Below are 22,866 nucleotides of genomic sequence, written 5' to 3' on the forward strand. Positions count from 1 at the left end.
TCGTCGCCTGGGGCGGGCCGCTCATCGCGCCGTCGCCCCCCGTACGTCGACGACTACTGACCGTTAATCGCGCCGGTGGTGAAGGAGGGGTCGCCCCCCGGGGCGTCCCTCTAGTGTTCCCTTCATCGGAGAGCCAAACCCGCAGCATCGGGGAGTCGGAGCCGCGAGGCTCGGACAGGACCTGGAGCGCGGAACCCTCCGGGTGGCAGTGGACACGGTCACCCGCTGTCGGGCCCTGAACCGGGGGAGGGGCCCGGCGACCTCCGGTGGGACGGACCGCCCGCGTTAGCCCGCGGGCCGGACCGTGATCCGGCCACACGGGGGCGGCCGGATCACGAACGGCGGGCGTTCCGTCCCACCTTCGAGGCCGCCGACCTCAGCCGGTCGGCGGCTGGGCGCCGTCGCGGAGCTTCTTCAGCGTCTCGATGTCCTCGCGGTGTTTCTCGGCGCCGCCCGGAGTCTCGATGCAGAGCGGCACTCCGGCGGCCACCGGGTGGCCCATCAGGAGGGCGAAGGGCAGGGCTCCGATGTGGCCCGCGCCGATGTTCTCGTGCCGGTCCCTCCTGGAGCCGCACGCGTCCTTGGAGTCGTTGGCGTGGATCAGCCTGAGCCGCCCGGGGGCGAGCGCGTGCAGGGCGTCGAGGGTCTCGCGGACCCCCGCGGCGGTCGACAGGTCGTGACCGGCGGCGAAGGCGTGACAGGTGTCCAGGCAGACGCCCGCCTTCGGGTGCCACTCAAGGGCCGCCAGGTAGGGTTCGAGGTCCTGGACGGTCGCGCAGAGCATCGCGCCCTGGCCGGCCATCGGCTCCAGCAGCAGATCCGGGCCGTCCTCGGGGATCTCCTCCAGCAGGGGCAGCAGGCGCTCGCGCAGTTGGCGCATCGCGGCGTCGCGGGACTGGCTCACCGCCGACCCGGTGTGGACCACCACGCCCCGGGCCCCGATCGCGTGGGCGCGCAGCAGGCTGTGCCGTACGGTGACCACCGACCTCTCCAGCGTCTCCGGAGAGGGGGAGCCCATGTTGACGAGGTACGGCGCGTGCGTGAAGGACAGCATGCCCGAGTCGCGCAGCGCGGCGTCCTGGACGGGATCGCCCGCGGCGAGCGCCCAGCCCCGGGGGTTGGTGACGAACACCTGGATCATCTCGGCGCCGATGTCCGAGGCGCACCGCAGGCCGCCCCTGGCGAGTCCACCGGTCACGGAGACGTGTCCGCCGATGAGGGAAGGAGAAGTCATGGTGGTGCCAGTTTAGGTGTCGCCGTCAGCGTCCCTCCGGCCACCGCCACCACCACCGTTCCCGTCGTCACCACCGTTCCCGTCGCCGCGGCCACCGCCGTCAGTGGCGAGGGCTCCGCCGCCAAGCCCGGGAAACCGCCGGATCGCCCCGCCGGGTGCCGAGCAGTGTCAGAGCGCTCCGCCGAGCCCGGGAGGCCGTCCGGATCGTCCTGCTTTGGGAATGGATGCGGCAACCCGGGAGAGACCTCTGCCGTACTTGGGGTTCCCGGTGCTGGACCCGCTGTGGCAACGGTGTGTGTACTGCTCACATGTCCCAGACGAATTCCACCCCGGGGGGCCCGGCGACCATGGAGTTCCTACAGCCCGCCACGTGGGCGGAGGCCCTGGCGGCCAAGGCCGGGCTGCCCGAGGCGGTTCCCGTCCAGGGCGGCACCGACGTCATGGTCGAGCTCAACTTCGACGTCCGCCGCCCGCCCGCGCTGCTTGACCTGAGCCGGGTCGCCGAGCTCGCCCGGTGGACCCGTGAGGCGGACGGACGGCTACGGGTCGGAGCGGGCGTGCCGTACGCGCGGGTGATCACCGAGCTCGGGGACCTGCTGCCCGGCCTGGCGCAGGCCGCGCGGACGGTCGGCTCACCGCAGATCCGCAACCGGGGCACCGTGGGAGGCAACCTCGGCGCCGCCTCGCCCGCGGGGGACGCCCACCCGCCGCTGCTCGCCGGGAACGCCGTCGTCGAGGTCGAGTCCGCGGCCCGGGGTGTGCGGATGATCCCCGCGGCCGGGTTCTACCTCGGCGTCAAGCAGAGCGCACTGGAGGCCGACGAGCTGATCCGGGCGTTCTGGATGAGCCCGGCGAGCGGCCCGCAGTACTTCTCCAAGGTCGGCACCCGCAACGCCATGGTGATCGCCGTCTGCTCCTTCGCGCTCGCGCTCCACCCCGGTGAGCGGCGGGTCGGCACCGGCGTCGGCTCGGCCGCCCCGACCCCCCGCCGGGCCGTCGCGGCCGAGGAGTTCCTCGGCGCGGAGCTCGACTGGGACGCCGGGCTCACCCCCGCGCTGCTCACCCGCTTCGGTGAGCTGGCCGCGCGGGCCACCTCGCCGATCGACGACGTCCGAGGCACCGCCGCCTACCGCAGGCACGCCGTCGCCGTGATGGCACGGCGTACCCTGACCTGGGCCTGGCACGACCTGCGATCGGGGAACTTCGACAGGAGGGCCGACTGATGCGAGTCGGTTTCACCGTCAACGGCCGTGAGGAGACGGCCGACGACGTCTGGGAGGGCGAGAGCCTACTGTACGTCCTGCGCGAGCGGATGGGCCTGCCCGGCTCCAAGAACGCCTGCGAGCAGGGCGAGTGCGGCTCCTGCACGGTCTACCTCGACGGCCTCCCCGTCTGCGCCTGCCTGGTCGCGGCCGGTCAGGCGCGGGGGCGTGAGATCCGCACGGTCGAGGGGCTGGCCGAGGGGGGCCGGCTCGACCCGGTCCAGGAGGCCTTCATCGAGTGCGGGGCCGTGCAGTGCGGCTTCTGCACCCCGGGCCTCGTCGTACAGGCCCACGATCTCATCGCCCGGATCACGCTGCCCTCCGACGCCGAGATCCGCGAGGCGCTGGCGGGCAACCTGTGCCGGTGCACCGGCTACAGGGCGATCTTGGGCGGGAAGTTCACCAGCAGATGGACCTGGTTGCTCTCGCCGTTGAACTCGGCGAGCTCGGTCTCGAAGTCCGCGCACACGTCGCGCATGATCTGCTTCATGCGTTCCAGGTGGCTGCCCGTGAATACCCGATGCCGGAACTTGGTCACGAAAACCAAATGCGCATGCAGCACAAAAACGCAGTGTCTACCAGTCCTGATATCTTCATAATCTGCCATAAACCAATGATAAGATCATGGGGTGCGGCTTCGTTACAACTTCCGCCTCCACCCGACGCCGGGTCAGCGTCAAGCGCTGGCCAGGGCGTTCGGGTGCGCGCGGACGGTGTTCAACGACGGGCTGCGCGCACGGACCGACGCCCGCGAGCAGGGCTTGCCGTACGTCTCGGACGGGGAGCTGTCCAAGCGGGTCATCACCGAGGCGAAGAAGTCCCCGGAGCGCGCCTGGCTGGGCGAGGTCTCGGCGGTGGTGCTTCAGCAGGCGCTCGCCGACCTGAACACCGCCTACCGCAACTTCTTCGCCTCGATCTCCGGGAGGCGAAAGGGGCGTAAGGTCGCGCCGCCCCGGTTCCGGTCGCGCAAGGACAACCGGCAGGCGATCCGGTTCACCGGGAACGCCAAGTTCAAGGTCACCCCTGGCGGGAGGCTGCGCCTGCCGAAGATCGGGGATGTGCCGGTTCGCTGGTCCCGATCACTGCCGTCCGATCCATCGTCGGTGACGGTGGTCAAGGACTCGGCGGGCCGATACTTCGCATCGTTCGTCGTCGAGACCTCGCACCAGCCGCTGCCCGAGACAGACTCCGAGATCGGTATCGACCTGGGTCTCACTCATTTCGCGATCACCTCGGACGGCCGGAAGGTGGCGAATCCGCGCATCCTTCGGCGTGCGGCCAAAAAGCTCCGCAAGGCACAGAAAGCCCTCAGCCGCAAGGCGAAGGGCTCGGCGAACCGGCAGAAGGCCAAGCTCAAGGTCGCGAAGGCGTACGCCAAGGTGACCGACACACGCCGAGACTGGGCACACAAGCTCTCCACCTCGTTGATCCGCGACAACCAAGCGGTCTACGTGGAGAACCTGGCCGTGTCCGGCATGGCGCGTACGAAGCTGGCCAGGAGCGTGCACGATGCGGGCTGGTCGCAGTTCGTCGGCATGCTGGAGTACAAGGCCGCACGACACGGCAGGTACCTCGGAAGGATCGACCGATGGTTCCCATCGTCGAAGCTGTGCTCGGCATGCGGCACCATCGCCGAATCGATGTCGCTGAGCGTCCGGGAATGGGTGTGCCCATGCGGCACCGCGCACGACCGGGACGTCAACGCGGCGATCAACATTCTCGCCGCCGGGCAGGCGGAGAGACTAAACGACTGTGGAGCGCGGGTAAGACCGGGACTTGTCCCGGCGCGGCGCGGCGAAGCAGGAACCCACCCGAAGCCCACGCGGCAGGCGGGAATCTCCGCCCTTTAGGGCGGAGAGGATGTCAAGAGAAGATCCTCGACGCCGTACGGCTCGCCGCGGCACGGAAGGCGGCGTCCCCGTGACCACCGCCGCCCGCCGCGCCCGCCCGTGGCCTGAGCGCCCGGCCGTCCGGGTGCGATGATGGTCGTTCGGTGTGCCGGGCTTTCCACCCGCGTCGGCGGGGTCGCCTGCCCGGCCTTTTCCTATCAGGGGAGCAGGGTTGTCTCACTCGTCGGGACACGTCGTCATCGCCCCGGACAAGTTCAGGGGGTCGCTGACCGCGGCCGAGGTCGCGGCCCATGTGGCCGCGGGTCTCGGCCCGGACGTCGCCACGGTCACGCTGCCGGTGGCCGACGGCGGTGACGGCACCGTGGACGCGGTCGTGGCCTGCGGGTTCACCCGCGTCGAGGTCGAGGTCACCGGTCCCGCCGGCAACCCCGTCCGCGCCGCCTACGCCTGGCGCGACAGCGGAGCCGCCGGAGCCGCCGGAGCCGCCGGCCTCACCGGGGACACCGGGGCTCCCGGAACCGCCCACGTCGGCGGAGATGTGCCGACGGCGGTCGTGGAACTGGCCGAGGCGTCCGGCCTGCGGCGGTTGCCGACCGTCCGGGAGGGGCTTTCCGGGACCGGCGAGGTCGAGCGGGCGCCGCTGACCGCGACGAGTCACGGCACCGGTGAGCTGATCGCCCATGCCGTACGGCGGGGCGCGCGGCGGATCGTGCTCGGGCTCGGCGGCAGCGCCTCCACCGACGGCGGCGCGGGCATGATGCGGGCGCTGGGCGTCCGTTTCCTGGACGCCGCCGGGCGGGAGCTGCCACCCGGTGGTGCCGCCCTGCTCGACCTGGAAAAAATTGATAAATCGGGACTTGTCGTTATGGACGGCGTCGAGTTCGTCGTCGCCGCCGACGTGGACAACCCCCTACTGGGCCCGTACGGCGCCGCCGCCGTCTACGGGCCGCAGAAGGGGGCGGGCCCCGGGGACGTGGAAGTGCTGGAGCGGGCACTCGCCAGGCTCGCCGCCGTCGCCGCGCACACCCACGGGCTGGTGGGCGCCATCGAGCACGACGGCGTGGTCCGCCCGATGGGCGTGGCCGCCCAGCCGGGCGCGGGTGCCGCCGGAGGGACGGGCTTCGCCGCCCTGGCCTTCCTGGGGGCCGAGTTCCGGCCCGGGATCGACCACCTGCTCGACCTGCTCGGTTTCCACGACCGGCTCAGGGGCGCCCGCCTGGTCGTCACCGGTGAGGGGTCGCTGGATGAGCAGACGCTGCGGGGCAAGGCCCCCGCGGGGGTCGCGGCCGCGGCCGCCAAGGCGGGCGTTCCCGTCGTCGCGGTCTGCGGCCGCCGCGCCCTCGGCGACGATGAGCTGAACGCGGCGGGCGTGACCGCCGCCTACGCGCTCACCGACATCGAACCCGACCCGGCCCGATGCGTCTCCGACGCGGGCCCGCTGCTCGAAAGGCTCGCCCGCAGGGTCGCGGAGAGGCATCTCTGACGCGGGTCCGGACGCCCGTCGCGGCGGGGGCGGCCCTTCCGGCGACCGGCCGTGCGCCGGGCGGACCGGGAGACGCCGCCGTCGCGGGTCTCGGCCGCGTGGGTACACGGCGGGCGGAGCACGGGAGGCTCGGCGCCATCGGTGCCATCAGTGCCAGAGGGTCACCTCGGTCCCCGGCGGGACCTGCTGACCGCCCGGCGGGCGCTGGGCCAGGACCCGGCCCCTGCCCAGCCCCTTGCGCACCCGCACCTTCACCCCCGAGGCGCGCAACTCGTCGCGGGCCGCCTTGACGTCCTTGAACATCACGTTCGGGACGACGATGAGGCTGCCGTCGGTGACGTTCTCACCGTTGTTCTCCCACGGCCAGTGCCACTCGCCGTTGTCGCACTGGGACAGGGTGAGCCGGATGACGGCGCCCTTGTCGATCTCCGCGTTGGGCTGCGGATCCTGGGCGATGACCGTGCAGGGCTGGGCGGAGTCGGTCTGCTCCACGAACTCGGGCACGAAGCCGGCGCCGCGCAGGAAGGAGTCGGCCTGGTCGCGGAGCATGCCCTGGAGGTCGGGGGCGACCAGACCGGCGCTCATCGCCAGATCGATCTTGCTGCCCTCCCTGACCTGGTTTCCCACGGCGGGACTGGTCCGCATCACCTGGCCACGCGGTACGGTCTCGCTGGGCAGCTTCCTGACCTTGTCGACGACCAGCCCGGCCTCGGCCAGCTTCGACCTGGCCTCGGCCTCGCTGATGCCCACGACGTTGGGCACGGCGATCCGCTTGGGGCCCGCCGAGGTGATGAGGAGGAGTCTGGACTTCTCGTCCATCTCGGTGCCCGCCACCGGGTCGGTCCGTATCACGTTGCCCTTGGGCACCTTCTCGTCGTACTCCGGCTTGCCGACCTCGACGACGAAGCCGAGCCGCCGGGCCTCACCCTCGGCGAGCGTGACGTTCTTGCCGATGAGGAGGGGCACCGTGATGAAGGTGTTCTGGGAGAACAGCCAGCCGGTCACCCCGACCGCGATCACCATCATTACGGCCAGCGCGATCACGAACCGGTTCGGGGTGAACCTCTCGGCCCGCGTCGGGGGAACGGGCGGGGACGCGGGGTCGGAGGCGGGGCCGGTGGGCATCTCGCCGCGCGGCTGAATCAGGGTGTGGTTGGCCTGCGGCGGTGCCGCGGCCGGGCTTCGCGCGAGACCGCCCGGGACGGACGGCACGGGGCCGCTCTCCCTGGGCAGCATCCGGTGCGCCTCCACCGCGGCGACCAGTAGCGCGGTGGCGTCCACCGGGCGGTTCGCGGGGTCGCGGGCCGTCGCCTGGGCCACCAGCGTGTCCAGCAGCGGAGAGGTGCCCGGCAGCAGCGTCGAGGGCACGGGCACGGTGTCGTGCACGTGCCGGTAGGCCACCGACATCGGTGTGTCGCCCTCGTACGGCTGGCGGCCCGTGAGGAGCTCGAACAGCATGATCCCGGCCGCGTAGACGTCGCTGCGGGCGTCCGCGGACCCGGCGGTCACCTGCTCGGGTGACATGTAGCCGATGGTGCCGATCATGACGCCGGTCCGCGTCTGGTTCGTCGCCTCGATCGCCCGGGCCAGGCCGAAGTCCACGACCTTGATCCGCCCGTCGTCGGCGAGCAGTACGTTCTCCGGTTTGACGTCCCGGTGGATCAGCCCCGCCTGGTGCGCGGCGCCCAGCGCGGCGAGCACCGGGATCATGACCTCAAGGGCCTCGCGGGCGGGCAGCCTGCCCCGGGTGCGGAGCACGTCGCGCAGGGTGCGCCCGGGGACGTACTCCATCGACAGGTAGACGTTGTCCCCGTCGGTCCCCTGGTCGAAGACGTGCACCACGTTGGGGTGCGACAGGCTTGCCACCGACTTGGCCTCGCCGATGAACCGCCGCACGAACGAGGGGTCCTCGGCGAGGGAGCGGTGCATCACCTTCACGGCGACCGTGCGGTCGAGCCGGACGTCCAGAGCCAGGTAGACGGTTGCCATACCGCCCCGGGCGATCCGGGACTCAACGCGGTAACGCCCGTCCAGGAGTTTCCCGACCAGGGGGTCCGTAAGCGTCGTGTCCACCCGGCAGAGTTTACGGGCGATTTGGCGCTCGCAGGGTCCAGCTGTTCCAAACCGATGCGGAGAAGTTGACTGTTTCCTACGGAACCATGGGGGAGGACGCCTCCGCGTAGCGGCGGCGCGGGATCCGCCCCGCCAGCCGGGCCAGCCGGCCCGCGACGACCGCCGAGCGCATGGCCTGGGCCATCAGGTCCGGCCGCTGTGCCCTGGTCACCGCGGTGGCCAGCAGGACCGCGTCGCAGCCCAGCTCCATCGCCAGGGCCGCGTCGCTCGCCGTGCCGATCCCGGCGTCGAGGATCACCGGCACCTTCGCGGACTCCACGATGAGCTCGATGTTGTGCGGGTTGCGGATGCCCAGCCCCGAGCCGATCGGCGCGCCCAGCGGCATCACCGCCGCGCAGCCCGCCTGCTCCAGCCTGCGGGCCAGGGCGGGGTCGTCGCCGATGTAGGGCAGCACCACGAACCCGTCGGCGACCAGCCGCTCGGCGGCGTCGAAGGTCTCGATGGGATCCGGCAGCAGGGTGCGCTCGTCGGAGATGACCTCCAGTTTGACCCAGTCGGTCTCCAGCGCCTCCCTGGCCAGCCTCGCGGTCAGCACCGCCTCCCCGGCGGTGAAGCAGCCGGCGGTGTTCGGCAGGACCTTGATGCCGCGCCCGCGCAGCACGTCGAGCACGGACCCCCGCGCGGTGGGGTCCAGCCGCCGCATGGCGACCGTGGTCAGCTCGGTGCCCGAGGCGGCGAGCGCCTGGTCCAGCACCTCAAGTGAGGGGGTGCCGCCGGTGCCCATGATGAGCCGGGAGGAGAACTTCTCCCCGCCGATGGTCAGATCGTCACCCATGTCGTTCAACGTCCTCAACCTCCCTGTACCGCGGTGAGCACCTCGACCCGGTCCGCCTCCGCGAGCGGGGTGAGGTCCCACGCGCCGCGCGAGACCACCTCGCCGTTCACGGCGACGGCCACGCCGCTCCTGACCCCGGTCAGCCTCTGTACGGCCTGCGTCACGGTGGCCCCGGAGGGCAGTTCGTGGATCGCGCCGTTGATCGTCACGTTCAATGGTGCTCCTGGAGTGTGGGGAGGCCGGGCTTCAGCCCCGGAGAGCCTGGAGAGCCTGGAGAGGAGGTCGGCGGTGCTCCTGGAAACGGAGGGGGGAGCAGATCGCCGACAGTTCGCCGTCCGTCTCGCCGGAGCCGGAGCCGGAGCCGGAGCCGGAGCCGGAGCCGGGACGGGGACCGGCGGGGCCGGCGGGGCCGGTGAGGCGGAGATCGGCCAGGCAGAGATCGGCGGTGAGCGGGGCGAGCAGCACCCCGCCCCGATGGTGCCCCGTGGCCAGTGAGAGCCCGGGCAGCAGGGTGGGGCCGACCAGCGGCAGGTTGTCCGGGGTGCCGGGGCGCAGTCCGGCGACCACGTCGGAGAGTTCAAGCTCGGTGACGCCGGGGACGAGCTCCCTGGCGTCGCGCAGCAGCTCCCAGAGCCCTCCGGCCGTCACCCGGGTGTCGAAGCCCATCTCCTCCTGGGTGGCCCCGACCACGAGCTCCCCGTCGCTGCGCGGCACCAGGTAGACGTGCGAGCCGTGCACGACGCCGCGCACGCACCGCCCCAGGAGGGGCGCCGGGGAGCGCAGCCGTACGATCTGGCCCTTGATCGGCCGCACCGGCGGCACCACCTCGGGCGGCAGCCCCTCCAGCGTCGGGGACCAGGCCCCGGCCGCCAGGATCACCCGGTCGGCGCCGACGGTCTCGCCGGTCGCCAGCCGTACCCCGGAGACCGCTCCGGAGGCCGTCTCCAGTCCGGTCACCCGGGAACGCATCAGCACGCCCCCCAGCCGCTCCCAGGCGGCCAGGAGCGCCCTGGTGACCCTTCTGGGATCCACCCAGGCGTCGCCGCCCGCCAGCAGGCCGCCGCGGACGGACGGCGCGAGCATCGGCTCCAGGCGGCGGCACTCGCGGCCGGTGAGGCGCTCGGCGGGCAGCCCGAGTTTGTCGATGAACGCGGCGAGGTCGTCCAGCGCGGCCAGGTCGTCGGCGCCGAAGGCGACGTCCAGGGTTCCGTCGGCGCGGTAGTCGAGGTCGAGGCCCCCCTCGGCGGCCAGCTCGGCGGCGAAGGACGGCCATCTGGCCAGGGAGGCCAGGCCCAGCCGCAGGAGGGGCTCCTCGGTGTAGGTGACCTCGCTGACCGGCGCCAGCATGCCCGCCGCCGCGTGCGAGGCCCCCGAGGCGGGGGCGGGGTCGGCCACCGCGGTCCTCAGGCCTCTTCCGGCCGCGCGCCACGCCACCGACAGCCCTATCACGCCTCCGCCGACGATGAGCAGGTCGAATGTGTCGCGGTGATGTGCCATGCGTGCTCCGCTCCCTTCGCCGGCATGACCCGGATCAGGTTCGTGGCGGTCGAGGGCCCGCTTACGGTCGCGCCCGGACCGTCGCTCACCGGTTCCGTGCCGATCCGCGCCTGCCCGGCGCGGTCCTCTCCGCACGTCATCGGCTCGCGGCGCTCTCCGCCGCTCCGTAGCCCTCCTCTCAGCCCGGTGCGTTCCGGACTCCCGCGCGTCTTGTTCGCTTCCACCCTAAGGGTTGGTACAACACACTCACTGCGGCGGATGCGAGCTAAATACCGTTTTCGTTATCAAACAGCCAATGGCAGAGGGTCGGCCTGGGCGCTTAGGCTCGTGAGTTGTGAATCATGTCGTGGTGGTTGGCGCCGGCCTGGCCGGCGTGCGCAGTGTCGAGGCGTTACGGGCCCGAGGGTTCGCCGGCACGATCACGTTGATCGGCGAGGAGGCACACCGTCCCTACGACCGCCCGCCGCTGTCGAAGTCCGTCCTGCTGGGCGGGGCCGACTCCACGATCGTGGACTCGGACCTGGACGCCCTGGAGGTCGACTTCCGCCCCCGGGTGGCGGCCAAGGGGCTGCGCCCCGGCGTGGTGGAGACCACCGAGGGAGAGCTGTCCTACCAGGGGCTGGTCATCGCCACGGGGGCGCGCCCGATCCGGCTGCGTGGCGAGGGGCCGCAGCACGTGCTGCGCACCATCGACGACGCGCTCGCGCTGCGCGCCCTGCTCACCGCGGGCAGCCGGGTCGTCGTCGTCGGCGCCGGCTGGATCGGCGCCGAGGTGGCCACCGCGGCCCGCCGGGCCGGCTGCGAGGTGACCGTCGTCGAGGCCGGAGCCGGCCCGCTGGCCGCGGCCCTCGGCCCCGTCGGCGCCTACACCGCCTCCTGGTACGCCCAGGCGGGCATGGACCTGCGCCTGGGAACCGCGGTCGCCTCCGTCGACCTCGGCGGGCCGGCCCTGGCCGACGGCTCCAGGATCGAGGCCGACGTGGTCGTCACCGGCGTGGGCGTGCGGCCCTCGGTCGAGTGGCTGGCCGGCTCCGGCGTCGAGCTCGACGACGGGGTCGTCACCGACGAGCACCTGCGCACCTCGCTGCCGGGGGTGGTCGCGGTGGGCGACTGCGCGGCCTGGTGGTCGCGCCGCTACGGCCGCCGCCTCCGGGTCGAGCACTGGGACACCGCGCTAAGCGCCCCCGAGGTGGCCGCGGCCGCGCTGCTCGGCGACGACGCGGTCTACGACCCGGTGCCCTACTTCTGGTCCGAGCAGTTCGGCCACATGGTGCAGTACGCCGGTCACCACGGCGGCGGCCGCCCGGTGCTGCGCGGCGACCCGGCCGCCGACGCCAGGTGGGGGGTCTGCTGGATGGCCGAGGACGACAGGCTCGCCGCGGTGCTCGCGGTGAACCGACCCCGCGACCTGCTCCAGGGACGCCGTCTCATCGAGGGCGGGCAGCGGCTCGACGTCGATCGCCTGGCCGACCCTGCGGTAGCGTTGCGCGACTGCACGGTGGCGTAACCTCGCCGCCCGGGGTTTGGCGAAGGGCTCGATGTGGTAGTGGTGGATTCGTGACGCTTTCTGTTGCGCAGATCGACCGGGAGACCGACCAGCTGGTGGGCGAGTGGCTCACCTTGACCGAGGTGGCCGGAAGGCTCAACCTCAGCGCCGGTCGCGCGAAGCAACTTCTCAAGGACCGCAAGCTCATCGGAGTGCGAAGGGGCGGTGGCGAGCCACAGGTTCCGGCCGTGTTCCTCGCCGACGACGACGTCGTGAAGGGGCTGCCGGGCACGCTCACCGTGCTGCTGGACGCCGGATACGACGACGTCGAGTCGCTCCGCTGGCTCTTCACCCCCGACGAGACCCTTCCGGGGTCCCCGGTGGACGCGATCGTCGCGGGCCGCCACACCGAGGTCAAGAGACGTGCCCAGGCCCTCGGTTTCTGACGCCCGCCTCTACCTCTGCACGGACGGGCGCCGCGACCGGGGGGACCTGGCCGACTTCCTCGACGCCGCCCTGGCGGGCGGCGTCGACATCGTTCAGCTGCGCGAGAAGGGCCTTGAGGCGCGAGAGGAGCTCGCGCTCCTTGAGGTCTTCCGCGAGGCGTGCGACCGGCACGGCCGGCTGCTGGCGGTCAACGACCGGGCGGACATCGCCTACGCGGCCCGGCCCGACGTGCTCCACCTCGGCCAGGGCGACCTGCCGGTGCCGGTGGCGCGCGACCTGCTGGGCGACGACATCCTCATCGGGCGTTCCACTCACGCCCCCGAGGAGGTGTCGGCGGCGGCCGTCGAGCCCGGAGTCGACTACTTCTGCTGCGGCCCGATCTGGCCGACGCCCACCAAGCCGGGCCGGTCCGCGCCCGGCCCCGGCCTGCTGCGGCACGCCGCGGCACTGGGCACGGAGCGGCCCTGGTTCGGCATCGGCGGCATCGACCTCGGCAACCTGGACGAGGTCATGTCGTACGGCGTGCGCCGGGTCGTGGTCGTGCGGGCCATCACCGAGGCCGACGACCCGAAGGCGGTCGCGGGGGAGTTCCGCCGGCGGCTGACCGGCGGCTGACCACCCCCGCCACCGTCCCCGGTGTCCCCGGCCGGGACGTCCCTCAGGTGCGCCGGGATGTCGCGGCCACCGCCAGAGCGGTCAGGGCCGTACGGGCCTCCGCGGTGATCGGGGCGTCCTCCAGCGAGACCAGGGCGTTCTCCAGATAGTTTTTGATCATTTCTTCGCAGGCGGCGAGCGCGCCGGTCTCCTCGATGATCCGGCGCAGACGGCCGACCCCGGCCCCGTCCAGCCCCGGATCGCCGAGCGTGGTCCGCACCGTCTCCGCCTGGGCCGGGGAGGCGGTGGCGAGCGCGCGGGCGATGAGCATCGTCCGCTTGCCCTCCCGCAGGTCGTCCCCGGCGGGCTTGCCGGTCTCCGCCGGGTCGCCGAACACCCCCAGGATGTCGTCGCGGAGCTGGAAGGCGATGCCGACACGCTGGCCGTACCCCTCGCAGAGCCGGTCGATCCACGGCTCACGCCCCTCGGCGGCCAGCACCAGGCCGAGCCGGAGCGGTTGCTCCACCGAGTACTTGCCGCTCTTGAAGAGGGCGACCCGGAGCGCGCTGTCGAAGGTGTTCTCGCAGTGGGCCTGCTCCAGCAGGTCCAGGTACTGGCCGCACATGATCTCGGTGCGCATGTGGTCGTGGACCTTCTGGGCGGCGGCCAGGGAGTCCGGCGGCAGGCCGCTGCCGCGCCACATCTCGCCGGACCAGACGAGCATCAGGTTGCCCAGCAGGATCGCCGCGCCCTCCCCGAACTGCTCGGCCGAGCCGCGCCAGCGCTCCTTCTCGTGCAGCGCCTGGAACCTGCGGTGCGCCGACGGCATGCCCCGGCGCAGGTCGCTGGCGTCCATCACGTCGTCGTGCACCAGGGCGCTGGCCTGGAGCAGTTCGAGTGACGCGGCGGCGGTGAAGAGGGCGGGGTCGTCGCCGCCGCCCGCGGCCCGCCAGCCCCAGTAGCAGAACGCGGGCCGCAGCCGCTTGCCGCCGGCCACGAACTCCTCGACGGCGGTGAGCAACGGAGCCAGCTCCGGGGCACTGACCTGAGGCCGCTGACGGTCGACGAATTCCTTGAGGGACCGGTCCACTTCGTAACGGATGGTGTCGAGCGCGGCTGCGGAAGTGGTCATGCGTCGAGATTATCGGCCTGGTGCGAAACCTCCTATATGTGGAGCCGTGTGAAGACATCTACGACATTGCGGTATACGCGAGGTTTAAGGGGGTGGGCGGGGTGCCGGTGCGATCACGGTTGTGGCGGCCGGTGCGCGGGCCAGTACTCTAGGCATATGGCTCTGGGTCGCCCGTCCGTCCTTCCCGATCGTGTGCCGACCGTCCGCGAGCTTCTCGCGGACGGTGGCCGGTCGTTCTCCTTCGAGTTCGGTCCACCGAAGACCGACGAGGGGGAGCGGCAGCTCTGGCGGGCCATCCGGGAGCTGGAGGCGCTCCGTCCCACCTTCGTCTCGGTCACCTACGGCGCGGGCGGCGGCACCCGCGACCGCACGGTCGAGATCGTGGAGCGGATCGCCCACGAGACCACGCTGACCCCGGTGGCCCACTTCACCGCCGTCAACCACTCCATCCGCGAGCTGCGCCACCTGGTCGGCCGGTTCGCCGGGGCCGGGGTGCGCAACATTCTCGCCGTGCGGGGCGACCCGCCCGGCGACGTGACCGGCGAGTGGGTCCGCCACCCCGAGGGGGTGCTCTACGCCGAGGAACTGGTCCGGCTGATCCGCCAGTCCGGCGACTTCTGCGTCGGAGTGGCCGCCTTCCCCTACAAGCACCCCCGGTCGGCCTCGATGGAGGCCGACACCGAGCACTTCGTGCGCAAGTGCCGCGCGGGCGCCGACTACGCGATCACCCAGATGTTCTTCCGGGCCGAGGACTACCTCCGGCTCCGGGACCGGGTGGCCGCCAGGGGCTGCGACACCCCGATCATCCCCGGCATCATGCCCGTCACCCAGATGAGCACGATCGCCCGGTCCGAGCAGTTGTCGGGAGCGCCGTTCCCGTCCGAGGTGGCGGCGAGGTTCGAGGCCGTCGCCGGTGATCCGGCCGCCGTCCGCCGGCTGGGCATCGAGCACGCCGCCGAGCTGTGCCAGACCCTGCTCGATGAGGGCGTGCCCGGGATCCACTTCATCACCTTCAACCGCTCCAGTGCGACCCGCGAGGTCTTCCAGGCCCTCGACGTCGCCCCGGAGCCCACCCGGCTGGCCGTCTGACCGCGCGGGCTATCCCCGGGGGCGGGAGGCCGGGGCCAGGGGGAGCACGGCTCCGACGATCGCGTACCGTTCGTAGCCGCCGGGGAAGACGAACCGGGTGAGCAGGTCCGCGAAGCCGATGCTGCGGTAGAGGTGCCGCGCCGCGGTCGCCTGGTCACGGGTGGACAGTACGGCGGTGCGCTCCGGGCGGCCCTCGCACAGGCCGGTGACCATCGCCCGGCCGATGCCCTCGCCCTGATGGTCGGGGTGCACGTGCACCTCGGCGATCTCCAGGGCGTCGCCGAACCAGCCGTTCGCGCTCTCCGCGCCGTTCCGCTCGGTCATCGCCCGGCGGACGACGTCGTGCCACCACTGCCCGGGGGCGCCGTGGAAACCGTAGGCGGCTCCCACCGGCGTCCCGTCGGCGCGCTCGGCGAACAGGCAGGTGAACCCCGGGTGGACGGCGTGGTTTCCCATGATCGCCTTTCGCCCGGTGAGCTGATCGGCGGGTGGGCGCATCGCCGCCGTGTAGATGTCGAGGACCACGTCCAGCCGCGCGGTGAACTCGTCGGGGCCGATCCGTCGCAGGCCGATCACGCAACGCACCCTAGCAGGGCCGACCCGGCGGGGGCCGTCCGGCGGGATCCAAGCGCTGCTGGGGATTTCGCCAAGTATTTCGCATATCTCAGACCGGTGGGCCGAGCCGGGCGGAGGTCACCGCTCCACCTTCACCGGAGTCCCGCCGGTGACGCGGACCAGTTCGGCGAAAGAGGCCGGGAAGACCGTGTGCGGGTGACCGGCCGCCGCCCAGACCACCTCGTACCTGTCGAGCCAGACGTCCACCAGTGTCCTGATGGGGGCGGGGTGGCCGATCGGGGCGACGCCGCCGATGACCTGCCCGGTGGCGGCGCGGACGAAGTCGGGGGTGGCCCGCCGTACCCTCGCCGCGCCGGCCGTCTCCGCGATCAGACCGGTGTCCACCCGGTGGGCGCCGCTGGTGAGGACGAGTAGGGGTTCCCCGCCGGCGTCGAAGATCAGGCTGTTGGCGATGGCGCCGACCTCGCAGCCGAGCTGGGCGGCGGCGGTCGCCGCGGTCGGGGTGGCCTCGGCGAACACCGTGATCTCGCCGGCGACTCCGTGCTCGCGCAGGGCGGCGGCGACCTTCTCGACGTTGGGATGCAACTTTTCGGGCACCCGGTCACTCTAAACAGTTTGCCAATGGATTACCTCTTCATAACCCTTGATGGGAGATGAGAGGTTCGTGCGCTATGGTCCGTTGGTCTGGGCTTTAGTGATACAAGGGGATGATTTCAGGTGGGCGTTGGACGGCGGCTCGGAGTGGCCGCGCTGATGACGGCGGGAGCCGTGTTCCTGTCTTCCTCCGGCTCCGCTCTCGGCGTCGCGAACGCCCGGACCGGCACCGTGACGGCCCCGGTCGCCGCGGCGCGGGCCGGGACCACCGCGTTCGTCGCACCCGGCAAGACGCTCAGGCTGGGAGCCAGGGGAGCCGTGGTCAAGGTGCTCCAGACCAGGCTGAAGGAGCTCGGCTACGAACCCGGCAAGATCGACGGACAGTACGGCGGGGCGACCCAGGCCGCGCTCTGGGCCTTCCAGAAGGTCAACCTGATCCCCCTGACCAGCACCGTGGCGCGCCGGACCTGGAACGCTCTAGAGAACCCCCGGAACCCGAGGGTGCTGGTGCCGAAGGGCGGGCCGACCAGGGTCGAGGTGAACCTCACCCAGCAGGTGGTGGTCCTCTACGCCGGCGGCCGGGTGAGGCTGGTCAGCCACATCTCCTCCGGTAGCGGGATCCCGTACTGCGAGACGGCCACCTGGGAGGGCAGGACCCAGAGGTTCTGCGGCGACGCCCGCACGCCGACGGGAGACTTCAAGACGACCTGGCGCAGGAAGGGCTGGCACAAGTCCTACCTGGGACAGCTCTACAACCCGATCTTCTTCAACGGCGGCATCGCCTTCCACGGCGCGTTGTCGGTCCCGCCGGCGCCGGCCTCGCACGGCTGCGTGCGGCTGCCGATGCACGTGGCGGCCATCCTGCCCGGCCTGCTCGGCACCGGGGTGCCGGTGCATGTGCGGGGGAGGTTCGTCCGTTAGCCGCGCCCGTCCGTCAGCCGCGCCCGGTGGCGGCCCGGCCCGGCTCGGGATGGCCCGGCCCGCCCCGGGACGGCGCCGGAGCACGAGGAATCGGGCGGTCGCAGGTGGCAGACCCCGGGAGATCTCGATCTCCCGGGGTTTTGCCGTCTCATGGAAGATCGAACTTTTGTTCGTGGGCTTACTTGACACTATGAGTGATCGAATTTATGTTCGATGTAATGACGTGAGATTTGCGGCTCGCGTCCAGGGCGGCCCCCTGCCTCCCGCCGTCGGCCAAGACGGTCGGACCAGGTCGGGGCGGACGGGGAGAGGGGAAGCTCCTCGTCCGGCCGTCCGGCGATTTGTCGGTGGGGTCTGCGAGTGTTGACCTGACCGGCGAAATCGCCGGGAGCCGCTCGCGACCAAGGAGGCTGAGGCACGTGACACCCTCCCCCTCGTGATCGAGGGGGATCCCCGCGGTCACCCGCGTGGGGGTCCTGCCTCACCGCCGGCCGCCCGCCAGAGAGGAGAGTCTCTCGTTGAGGTCTTACCCCGGCTCCACGGGCGTTCCGTCTCTCCGCCCGCCCGGCGGCGAGGACGCTGCCGACCACACGTGCGGCGGCCCGGTCACCGCCGTCGCCGGGCACCCCACCGGACCGCCCGGCACCGCGCAGCGTTTCCTCCTCCGCCCGAAGGCGGAGGTCTCCACGCTCAAGGAGATGTGATGATCCCTCGGCTCAGCGATTCCGACGGGCCCCGGCTGTCGTCCACGGTGCGGGCACACCTGACCGACGCGCGTGACTGTCTTGAGGAGGCGGCCGCCGCGCGGACCTCCGCCGGTCGTTACGTCGCCGCCCACCTGGCGGCGCTCCGGGCCGCGGCCGCGATCCTGGCCGCCAGGCCACGTCCGATGGACGGCCGCAGGCGCAGGCTGCGCAGCGCGTGGGAGCTGCTGCCCGAGGCCGAGCCCCGGCTGGCCGAGTGGGCGCCCTATTTCGAGATGAGCGCGGCCAAGCGCGCCTCGGCCGAGGCGGGAATGACCCGGGTGGTGTCGGCGCGGGACGCCGAGGAGCTGATCTCCGAGGCGGAGCGGTTCGTCACCGTGGTGGAGGGGCTGCTCGGCCTGCCCGCCCAGGCCACGCTGCCGACCCGCGTGCCCCTGGCGGGCTAGAGGTTTCCGTCCGAGGGCCGGCGGGGTCAGAGCGCGGCGGTGGTCGCCGCGACGACGAAGACGACCCGCGGGGCGGGCTCCGTGCGCCGCCGGGGCGGCGGTCTCCGTCTCCGGGGGGAGACGTCAGAAGACCTTCGGTGGTCTCAGGCGGCGGAGGAGGCCGCGGGGCAGGCGGCGCGCTGGCGGAGCAGGAGCATGGCGGCGTCGTCGCTCAGCGGCCGGCCCACATGGCGGAGCAGGTCGGCCCGGAGGGCGTCCAGCGCGTGCTGCGGGTCGGCGCCGTTCAGCAGATAGGCCCTGGCCGGCAGCGGATAGAACTGGCCCGTTCCATCGCGGGCCTCGATGACACCGTCGGTGTAGAAGAGGACCTGGTCGCCGGGCTCGAACGGGATCTGGTGCGGTTCCGGTTCGCTCGCCTTCAGCGAGCCCATGCCCAGCGGGAGCGCCTCGTCCGGCGGATCGGCGAACCAGCGCCGGCCGTCGGCGGCCAGCACCATGGGCGCCGGGTGGCCGCAGTTGATAACGGTGATGGAGGTGTCCCCGGTGATCTCGGCCAGCTCGGTGATCTCGGCCAGGATGGCGGTGACGAACTGCTCGCCGGAGAGCTCCCGGGTCAGGGCGTTCTCCAGCCGGGACACCACACCCTGGAGTTTGGCCTCGTCGTGGGCGGCCTCCCGGAAGGCGCCGAGCACCACCGCGGCGGTCTCCACGGCCTCCAGGCCCTTGCCCTGGACGTCTCCCACGATGACCCGTACCCCGTGCGGGGTGGTGACCACCTCGTACAGGTCGCCACCGATGCGGGCCTCGGCGGTCGCCGAGGTGTAGGAGACGGCCACGCCGATCCCCGGCCCCGCCCGGCGCGGCACCGGCCGCAGCAGCACCCGCTGAGCGGCCTCGGCCACCGAGCGGACGTCGGCGAGCTGCCGCTCGTGGCGGAGCCGTCCGGCACTGGCCAGCACGCTGGCCACGGTGACGCCGAGGATCGCCACCATGGTGATGTTGGTACGGGGCATCCAGAGGATGTCGTTGTAGAGGCCGAGCACCACGCAGAGCGCCATGGCGACGAGGCCGATCACCGTGGTCCTGCCCAGGCCGCAGGCCACGCTGGCGAAGGCCGGGCCGAGGGCCAGCAGCGGAAGGAGGCCGTAGGTCGGGCCGGAGCCGAAGTCGACCAGGGCCACCAGGGCCATGACGACGAACGGCAGAAGTCTCAGGATCTCCTGGGTTCTGCCCGCCCCGACGGAGGTCAGCAGCCGCAGGAAGGCACGGGTCTTGGTCGACCCCAGTGCCGCCCTGGCCGCGGCGAGGCGGCCCTTCGGGCGTGTTTGAGAGTGATCGTGGCGATCCTCTCCCCGGGCCATGTCCACCACATCTCGTTAAATGCCATGTTTGCCTTTTCCTACCACAGCGATGGTCATCCGTGGTGGGGTGCGGGTCATGTTCTAACGAGAGAGCAAGACCTCCGGCAGGTGGGCACGCCGCGCCAGGGCGTACCCACGAGCGGACGGGCGGTCAGAAGGACTCGACGGCTCGGCGTGCCTCGGGGTCCAGAACGCCCCAGCTGATGAGCTCCTCGGTGAGCTCACTGGGGGACTTGTCATAGATCACGGCCAGCGAGCGCAGGTCCTCCTGACGGATGGACAGCACCTTGCCGTTGTAGTCGCCACGCTGGCTCTGGATGGTGGCCGCGTAACGTGCCAGCGCACCCGCCTTCTCCTTGGGGAGCTGGGCAAGGCGCTCAAGGTCGATCACAAGCTTCGGTGTCGGGCCGAGCGGACTCGGCGCGGTGCCGCCGGGCAGCAGTTCGCCGACCGGCACACCGTAGAAGTCCGCCAGTTCGGCCAGCTTCTGCACCGTGACGGCGCGGTCTCCGCGCTCGTAGGAGCCGACGACAACGGCCTTCCAGCGACCGCGGGACTTTTCCTCTACCCCGTGCAGGGACAAGCCCTGCTGGGTGCGAATGGCGCGGAGTCTTGCACCCAGCGACTTGGCGTATTCAGACGGCATCCTGTGGCCCCCCGGCTCGGTTATGTACTGCTTTCAGTTGATTGTGCTCCCTCGCAACTTATGCCCCAACCACCGGGTTGGCGCCCGGGGTAGGCACCTTCGGTGACCGAAGCGTCGGGCTTTACCCGATAACGTCGCGAGGTGTGGTTACGGACAGTGACGGTAAAGCTGTGGGCGCCTAAGGTCAAGCTGATTGGAAAAAAGATGGTGAATCCGATCCGATGCGGTCCGCCTCAAACGCCGTGCTTGTCCCACTGCACATAGTGAATCATCATGGTTTCTCGGGCTTCCGAGGGGATCCGGGCTTCCTGGGGGGATTCCTGGGCAGCATCATCACCGGGCACGGCGCCGAGCGTATGATCTTCAGGGAGACGTCACCGAGGAAGACCCTGCGCAGAGGTCCGGTTTCGCTGGAGGCGCAGACCACTATCGACCCCTCGCAGTCGGTGCCCGCCAGCGCCGCCGCCACGTTCCTGCCCTCCAGCACCCGCACCTCCACCTCGACGCGCCGCCGCCCCCGGGCGGCCGCCCTGAGGTCGGCCGCCACCTTCTCCCTGAACCGGTCGAGCATCTCCTCCTCGACCTTCTCCTGCCGTCCCCCGCTCACCACCAGGGTGATCAGCCGCAGCGGAACGTCCATCTGCGCGGCCAGGGTGAATGCCTGCCGTACCGCCTCGTCGGAGGCGGGGTCGCGCCGGTAGGCCATGGTCAGCCGCCGGAGCCTGGACGGCGGCTCGTCGGCGTATCCCCGGGGGGCCAGCGCCACGGGCACCGGTGAGGCGTGCAGGAGCTGGTCCGCGGTGCTGCCGATCCGGATCCGGCCCCGGCCGCCTCCCGGGGCCGAGCCGATGACCACCACGTCGGCCTTGATCATGCCGATGAGCTGGACCAGGCCGCGCCCGCTGCCCCGATGACCGCGGAAGACGTACTCGATCGGCACGTCCGTCACGTCCGTCAGCGCCTTGCGTGCCTGCTCCAGGGTCTCGGCGGCCTGGCCGGCCACATAGGCCCGCCACTCGGCGTCGATCTTGCCGGGGCCGGGGATGGGCCAGGCGGGCGCGTGGATGTGGGCGACCGTCAACCGGGCGCCGGTCTGCCTGGCCATCCGCGTGGCCAGCGCCAGCCCGTCCCGGCCCCGCTGCTCGGGGATGAATCCGGCGAGAATGTGTTCGATCTTCATCGGACGCTCCGGTTGAGGCGCGAGTGGCGATAGCCGTACAGGAAGTAGGCGGCCAGGCCGACCACCATCCAGATCGTGAAGGCCAGCCAGGTCACGCCAGCCAGCCCCAGCATCACGACCACACAGCAGATCACTCCCAGAATCGGCGTGACGGGGAAGAACGGCGTCCTGAAGCTGCGGGGCAGGTCGGGCTGGGTACGGCGGAGCACCAGCACGCCGACGTTGACGATGGCGAAGGCGAACAGGGTGCCGATGCTGGTGGCCTCGGCGAGCTGGCCCAGTGGGATGAACCCGGCGAGCACGGAGACGAACGCGGCGACGATGAGCGTGTTGGCGACCGGCACCTGGCGGCGCGGGTTCACCCTCTCGAAGATCTCCGGTATCAGGCCGTCGCGCGACATCGCGAACAGGATGCGGGTCTGGCCGTACAGCACGGTGAGGACCACGCTGGCGATGGCGACGACCGCGCCGAAGGAGATGATGACGCCCGGCCAGGTGGCGCCGGTGGCCTGGTCGGCGATCAGGGCGAGGCTGGCCTCGGTGGTGTGCGGGTTGAATTCCTGCCAGGGCATGGCGCCCACGGCGGCCAGCGCCACCAGCACGTAGACGACCGTGACGACGGCCAGGGAGAGGATGATCGCCAGGGGCAGGTCCCGCTTGGGGTTCTTGGCCTCCTCACCGGCGGTGGAGGCCGCGTCGAAGCCGATGTAGGAGAAGAAGACCTGCGAGGCGGCGGCGGTGATGCCGGCGACGCCCATCGGGGCGAACGGCGTCAGGTTGCCCGTGCTGAAGGCGCTGAAGGCCACGACGCAGAAGAAGGCCAGCACCGCGATCTTGATGAGCACGAAGACCGCGTTGGCGCCGGCGCTCTCGGAGGCGCCGCGGAGCAGCAGCCAGGTGGCCAGCAAGACGATCAGGATCGCGGTGAGGTTGAACACGCCGCCCTGGTCACCGGGGGAGTGGGTGATGGAGGCCGGCAGCTGCCGGCCGAACAGGTCCTGGAGGAAGTGGTTGAGATACTCTCCCCAGCCGACCGCCACCGCCGCCACCGAGACGGCGTACTCCAGCATCAGGCACCAGCCGCACACCCACGCCACCAGCTCGCCCAGGGTCGCGTAGGCGTAGGAGTAGGACGATCCGGAGACCGGGATGGTTCCGGCCAGCTCGGCGTAGGAGAGGGCCGAGAACAGGGCGGTGATCGCCGCCATCACGAAGGCTGCGACCACCGCGGGACCCGCCTTCGGCACCGCCTGGCCGAGGATGACGAAGATGCCGGTGCCGAGCGTGGCGCCGACGCTGAAGAGGGTGAGCTGCCACAGGGTCATGGTCCGGCGCAACTCGCCGCCCTCGCCGTGGCCCCCCTCGGCGACGATCTGCTCGGCCGGCTTGGTGCGGAACAACCGTTGCGCCACGGAAGTCATGTATTGCCCCCTCGACTGGGCCTGTGTGCTGATGA

Annotated in this window: 23 protein-coding genes and 1 pseudogene; 11 read left to right on the top strand and 13 right to left on the bottom strand. The window is 71.6% G+C overall.

The genetic code is table 11. The features are described 5' to 3' along the window. Positions 1-376: 376 nt before the first annotated feature. A complete protein-coding gene (locus ABZ194_RS00115; RefSeq protein WP_355589823.1) occupies positions 377-1,234 on the bottom strand; it encodes a deoxyribonuclease IV in 858 nt (285 codons plus the stop codon). A 347-nt stretch (positions 1,235-1,581) separates the two neighbouring features. Between ABZ194_RS00115 and ABZ194_RS00120 the strand changes: the two genes are divergently transcribed. Beyond that, positions 1,582-2,457, top strand: coding sequence for an FAD binding domain-containing protein (locus ABZ194_RS00120; RefSeq protein ID WP_355590531.1), 876 nt, complete (start codon positions 1,582-1,584; stop codon positions 2,455-2,457). Next, a pseudogene (locus tag ABZ194_RS00125) lies at positions 2,457-2,885 on the top strand ((2Fe-2S)-binding protein); the annotation flags it as partial. The gene ABZ194_RS00120 and the pseudogene ABZ194_RS00125, both read left to right, overlap by 1 nt. Here the strand turns inward: ABZ194_RS00125 and tnpA are convergent. Then, the gene (gene tnpA, locus ABZ194_RS00130) at positions 2,870-3,103 is read right to left on the bottom strand and encodes an IS200/IS605 family transposase (protein WP_355590534.1); all 234 of its coding nucleotides are present in this window, start codon (positions 3,101-3,103) and stop codon (positions 2,870-2,872) included. The pseudogene ABZ194_RS00125 and the gene tnpA overlap by 16 nt on opposite strands. A gap of 22 nt (positions 3,104-3,125) precedes the next feature. Here tnpA and ABZ194_RS00135 point away from each other — a divergent pair, with 22 nt between their 5' ends. Next, a complete protein-coding gene (locus ABZ194_RS00135) occupies positions 3,126-4,346 on the top strand; it encodes a transposase (RefSeq protein WP_355589826.1) in 1,221 nt (406 codons plus the stop codon). A gap of 211 nt (positions 4,347-4,557) precedes the next feature. Further along, positions 4,558-5,829: a glycerate kinase gene (locus ABZ194_RS00140; RefSeq protein WP_355589829.1), complete on the top strand. Its 1,272-nt coding sequence runs from the start codon at positions 4,558-4,560 to the stop codon at positions 5,827-5,829. 147 nt (positions 5,830-5,976) lie between these two features. On the opposite strand, the gene pknB is transcribed toward ABZ194_RS00140, so the two are convergent. The 4 genes from pknB to thiO all read right to left on the bottom strand — a co-directional run bounded on the left by pknB (position 5,977) and on the right by thiO (position 10,234). Further along, positions 5,977-7,902: a Stk1 family PASTA domain-containing Ser/Thr kinase gene (gene pknB, locus ABZ194_RS00145; protein ID WP_355589832.1), complete on the bottom strand. Its 1,926-nt coding sequence runs from the start codon at positions 7,900-7,902 to the stop codon at positions 5,977-5,979. A gap of 76 nt (positions 7,903-7,978) precedes the next feature. Further along, complete coding sequence (locus ABZ194_RS00150; RefSeq protein ID WP_355589835.1) at positions 7,979-8,737, bottom strand: thiazole synthase; 759 nt, start codon at positions 8,735-8,737, stop codon at positions 7,979-7,981. Positions 8,738-8,751: 14 nt separating this feature from the next. After that, positions 8,752-8,952 (bottom strand): sulfur carrier protein ThiS, encoded by a 201-nt coding sequence (gene thiS, locus ABZ194_RS00155; protein WP_355589838.1) that lies wholly within the window; start codon positions 8,950-8,952, stop codon positions 8,752-8,754. Between the two features lie 31 nt (positions 8,953-8,983). Continuing rightward, positions 8,984-10,234 (bottom strand): glycine oxidase ThiO, encoded by a 1,251-nt coding sequence (thiO, locus tag ABZ194_RS00160; RefSeq protein WP_355589841.1) that lies wholly within the window; start codon positions 10,232-10,234, stop codon positions 8,984-8,986. Between the two features lie 334 nt (positions 10,235-10,568). Between thiO and ABZ194_RS00165 the strand changes: the two genes are divergently transcribed. The 3 genes from ABZ194_RS00165 to thiE are packed head-to-tail and all read left to right on the top strand — an operon-like array spanning position 10,569 to position 12,782. Then, complete coding sequence (locus ABZ194_RS00165; protein WP_355589844.1) at positions 10,569-11,741, top strand: FAD-dependent oxidoreductase; 1,173 nt, start codon at positions 10,569-10,571, stop codon at positions 11,739-11,741. Between the two features lie 50 nt (positions 11,742-11,791). Next, entirely contained in the window at positions 11,792-12,166 is a 375-nt protein-coding gene (locus ABZ194_RS00170) for an Rv2175c family DNA-binding protein (RefSeq protein WP_355589847.1), read from the top strand. Beyond that, a complete protein-coding gene (thiE, locus tag ABZ194_RS00175; protein ID WP_355589850.1) occupies positions 12,144-12,782 on the top strand; it encodes a thiamine phosphate synthase in 639 nt (212 codons plus the stop codon). Before ABZ194_RS00170 ends, thiE begins: the two co-directional genes overlap by 23 nt. Before the next feature lie 43 nt (positions 12,783-12,825). Here thiE and ABZ194_RS00180 read toward each other — a convergent pair whose 3' ends face one another. Beyond that, a complete protein-coding gene (locus ABZ194_RS00180) occupies positions 12,826-13,893 on the bottom strand; it encodes a polyprenyl synthetase family protein (RefSeq protein ID WP_355589853.1) in 1,068 nt (355 codons plus the stop codon). Positions 13,894-14,049: 156 nt separating this feature from the next. On the opposite strand from ABZ194_RS00180, the gene metF reads away from it, so the two are divergent. After that, positions 14,050-14,982, top strand: a complete 933-nt coding sequence (metF, locus tag ABZ194_RS00185; protein WP_355589855.1) for a methylenetetrahydrofolate reductase [NAD(P)H] — start codon at positions 14,050-14,052, stop codon at positions 14,980-14,982. 9 nt (positions 14,983-14,991) lie between these two features. On the opposite strand, the gene ABZ194_RS00190 is transcribed toward metF, so the two are convergent. Continuing rightward, complete coding sequence (locus tag ABZ194_RS00190) at positions 14,992-15,558, bottom strand: GNAT family N-acetyltransferase (RefSeq protein ID WP_355589858.1); 567 nt, start codon at positions 15,556-15,558, stop codon at positions 14,992-14,994. A gap of 117 nt (positions 15,559-15,675) precedes the next feature. Beyond that, complete coding sequence (locus ABZ194_RS00195; RefSeq protein ID WP_355589861.1) at positions 15,676-16,155, bottom strand: YbaK/EbsC family protein; 480 nt, start codon at positions 16,153-16,155, stop codon at positions 15,676-15,678. Positions 16,156-16,275: 120 nt separating this feature from the next. Here ABZ194_RS00195 and ABZ194_RS00200 point away from each other — a divergent pair, with 120 nt between their 5' ends. From ABZ194_RS00200 to ABZ194_RS00210, 3 genes are all read left to right on the top strand, one after another. After that, a complete protein-coding gene (locus ABZ194_RS00200; protein WP_355589864.1) occupies positions 16,276-17,073 on the top strand; it encodes a L,D-transpeptidase family protein in 798 nt (265 codons plus the stop codon). 518 nt (positions 17,074-17,591) lie between these two features. Further along, the gene (locus ABZ194_RS00205) at positions 17,592-17,777 is read left to right on the top strand and encodes a hypothetical protein (protein ID WP_355589867.1); all 186 of its coding nucleotides are present in this window, start codon (positions 17,592-17,594) and stop codon (positions 17,775-17,777) included. Continuing rightward, on the top strand, positions 17,777-18,223 hold the full coding sequence (locus tag ABZ194_RS00210; RefSeq protein WP_355589870.1) for an SAV_6107 family HEPN domain-containing protein: 447 nt from the start codon (positions 17,777-17,779) through the stop codon (positions 18,221-18,223). Before ABZ194_RS00205 ends, ABZ194_RS00210 begins: the two co-directional genes overlap by 1 nt. Before the next feature lie 143 nt (positions 18,224-18,366). On the opposite strand, the gene ABZ194_RS00215 is transcribed toward ABZ194_RS00210, so the two are convergent. The 4 genes from ABZ194_RS00215 to ABZ194_RS00230 all read right to left on the bottom strand — a co-directional run bounded on the left by ABZ194_RS00215 (position 18,367) and on the right by ABZ194_RS00230 (position 22,831). Beyond that, on the bottom strand, positions 18,367-19,584 hold the full coding sequence (locus ABZ194_RS00215; RefSeq protein WP_355589873.1) for a PP2C family protein-serine/threonine phosphatase: 1,218 nt from the start codon (positions 19,582-19,584) through the stop codon (positions 18,367-18,369). A gap of 151 nt (positions 19,585-19,735) precedes the next feature. Beyond that, complete coding sequence (locus ABZ194_RS00220) at positions 19,736-20,230, bottom strand: transcriptional regulator (RefSeq protein WP_355589876.1); 495 nt, start codon at positions 20,228-20,230, stop codon at positions 19,736-19,738. 271 nt (positions 20,231-20,501) lie between these two features. Next, positions 20,502-21,410: a universal stress protein gene (locus ABZ194_RS00225; RefSeq protein ID WP_355589879.1), complete on the bottom strand. Its 909-nt coding sequence runs from the start codon at positions 21,408-21,410 to the stop codon at positions 20,502-20,504. Continuing rightward, positions 21,407-22,831: an amino acid permease gene (locus ABZ194_RS00230; protein ID WP_355589882.1), complete on the bottom strand. Its 1,425-nt coding sequence runs from the start codon at positions 22,829-22,831 to the stop codon at positions 21,407-21,409. Before ABZ194_RS00230 ends, ABZ194_RS00225 begins: the two co-directional genes overlap by 4 nt. Between the last annotated feature and the right edge of the window lie 35 nt (positions 22,832-22,866).

Origin of the sequence: Streptosporangium sp. NPDC006007 (assembly GCF_040614315.1) — a bacterium.
In the GTDB taxonomy this organism is placed as follows: Bacteria; Actinomycetota; Actinomycetes; order Streptosporangiales; family Streptosporangiaceae; genus Streptosporangium.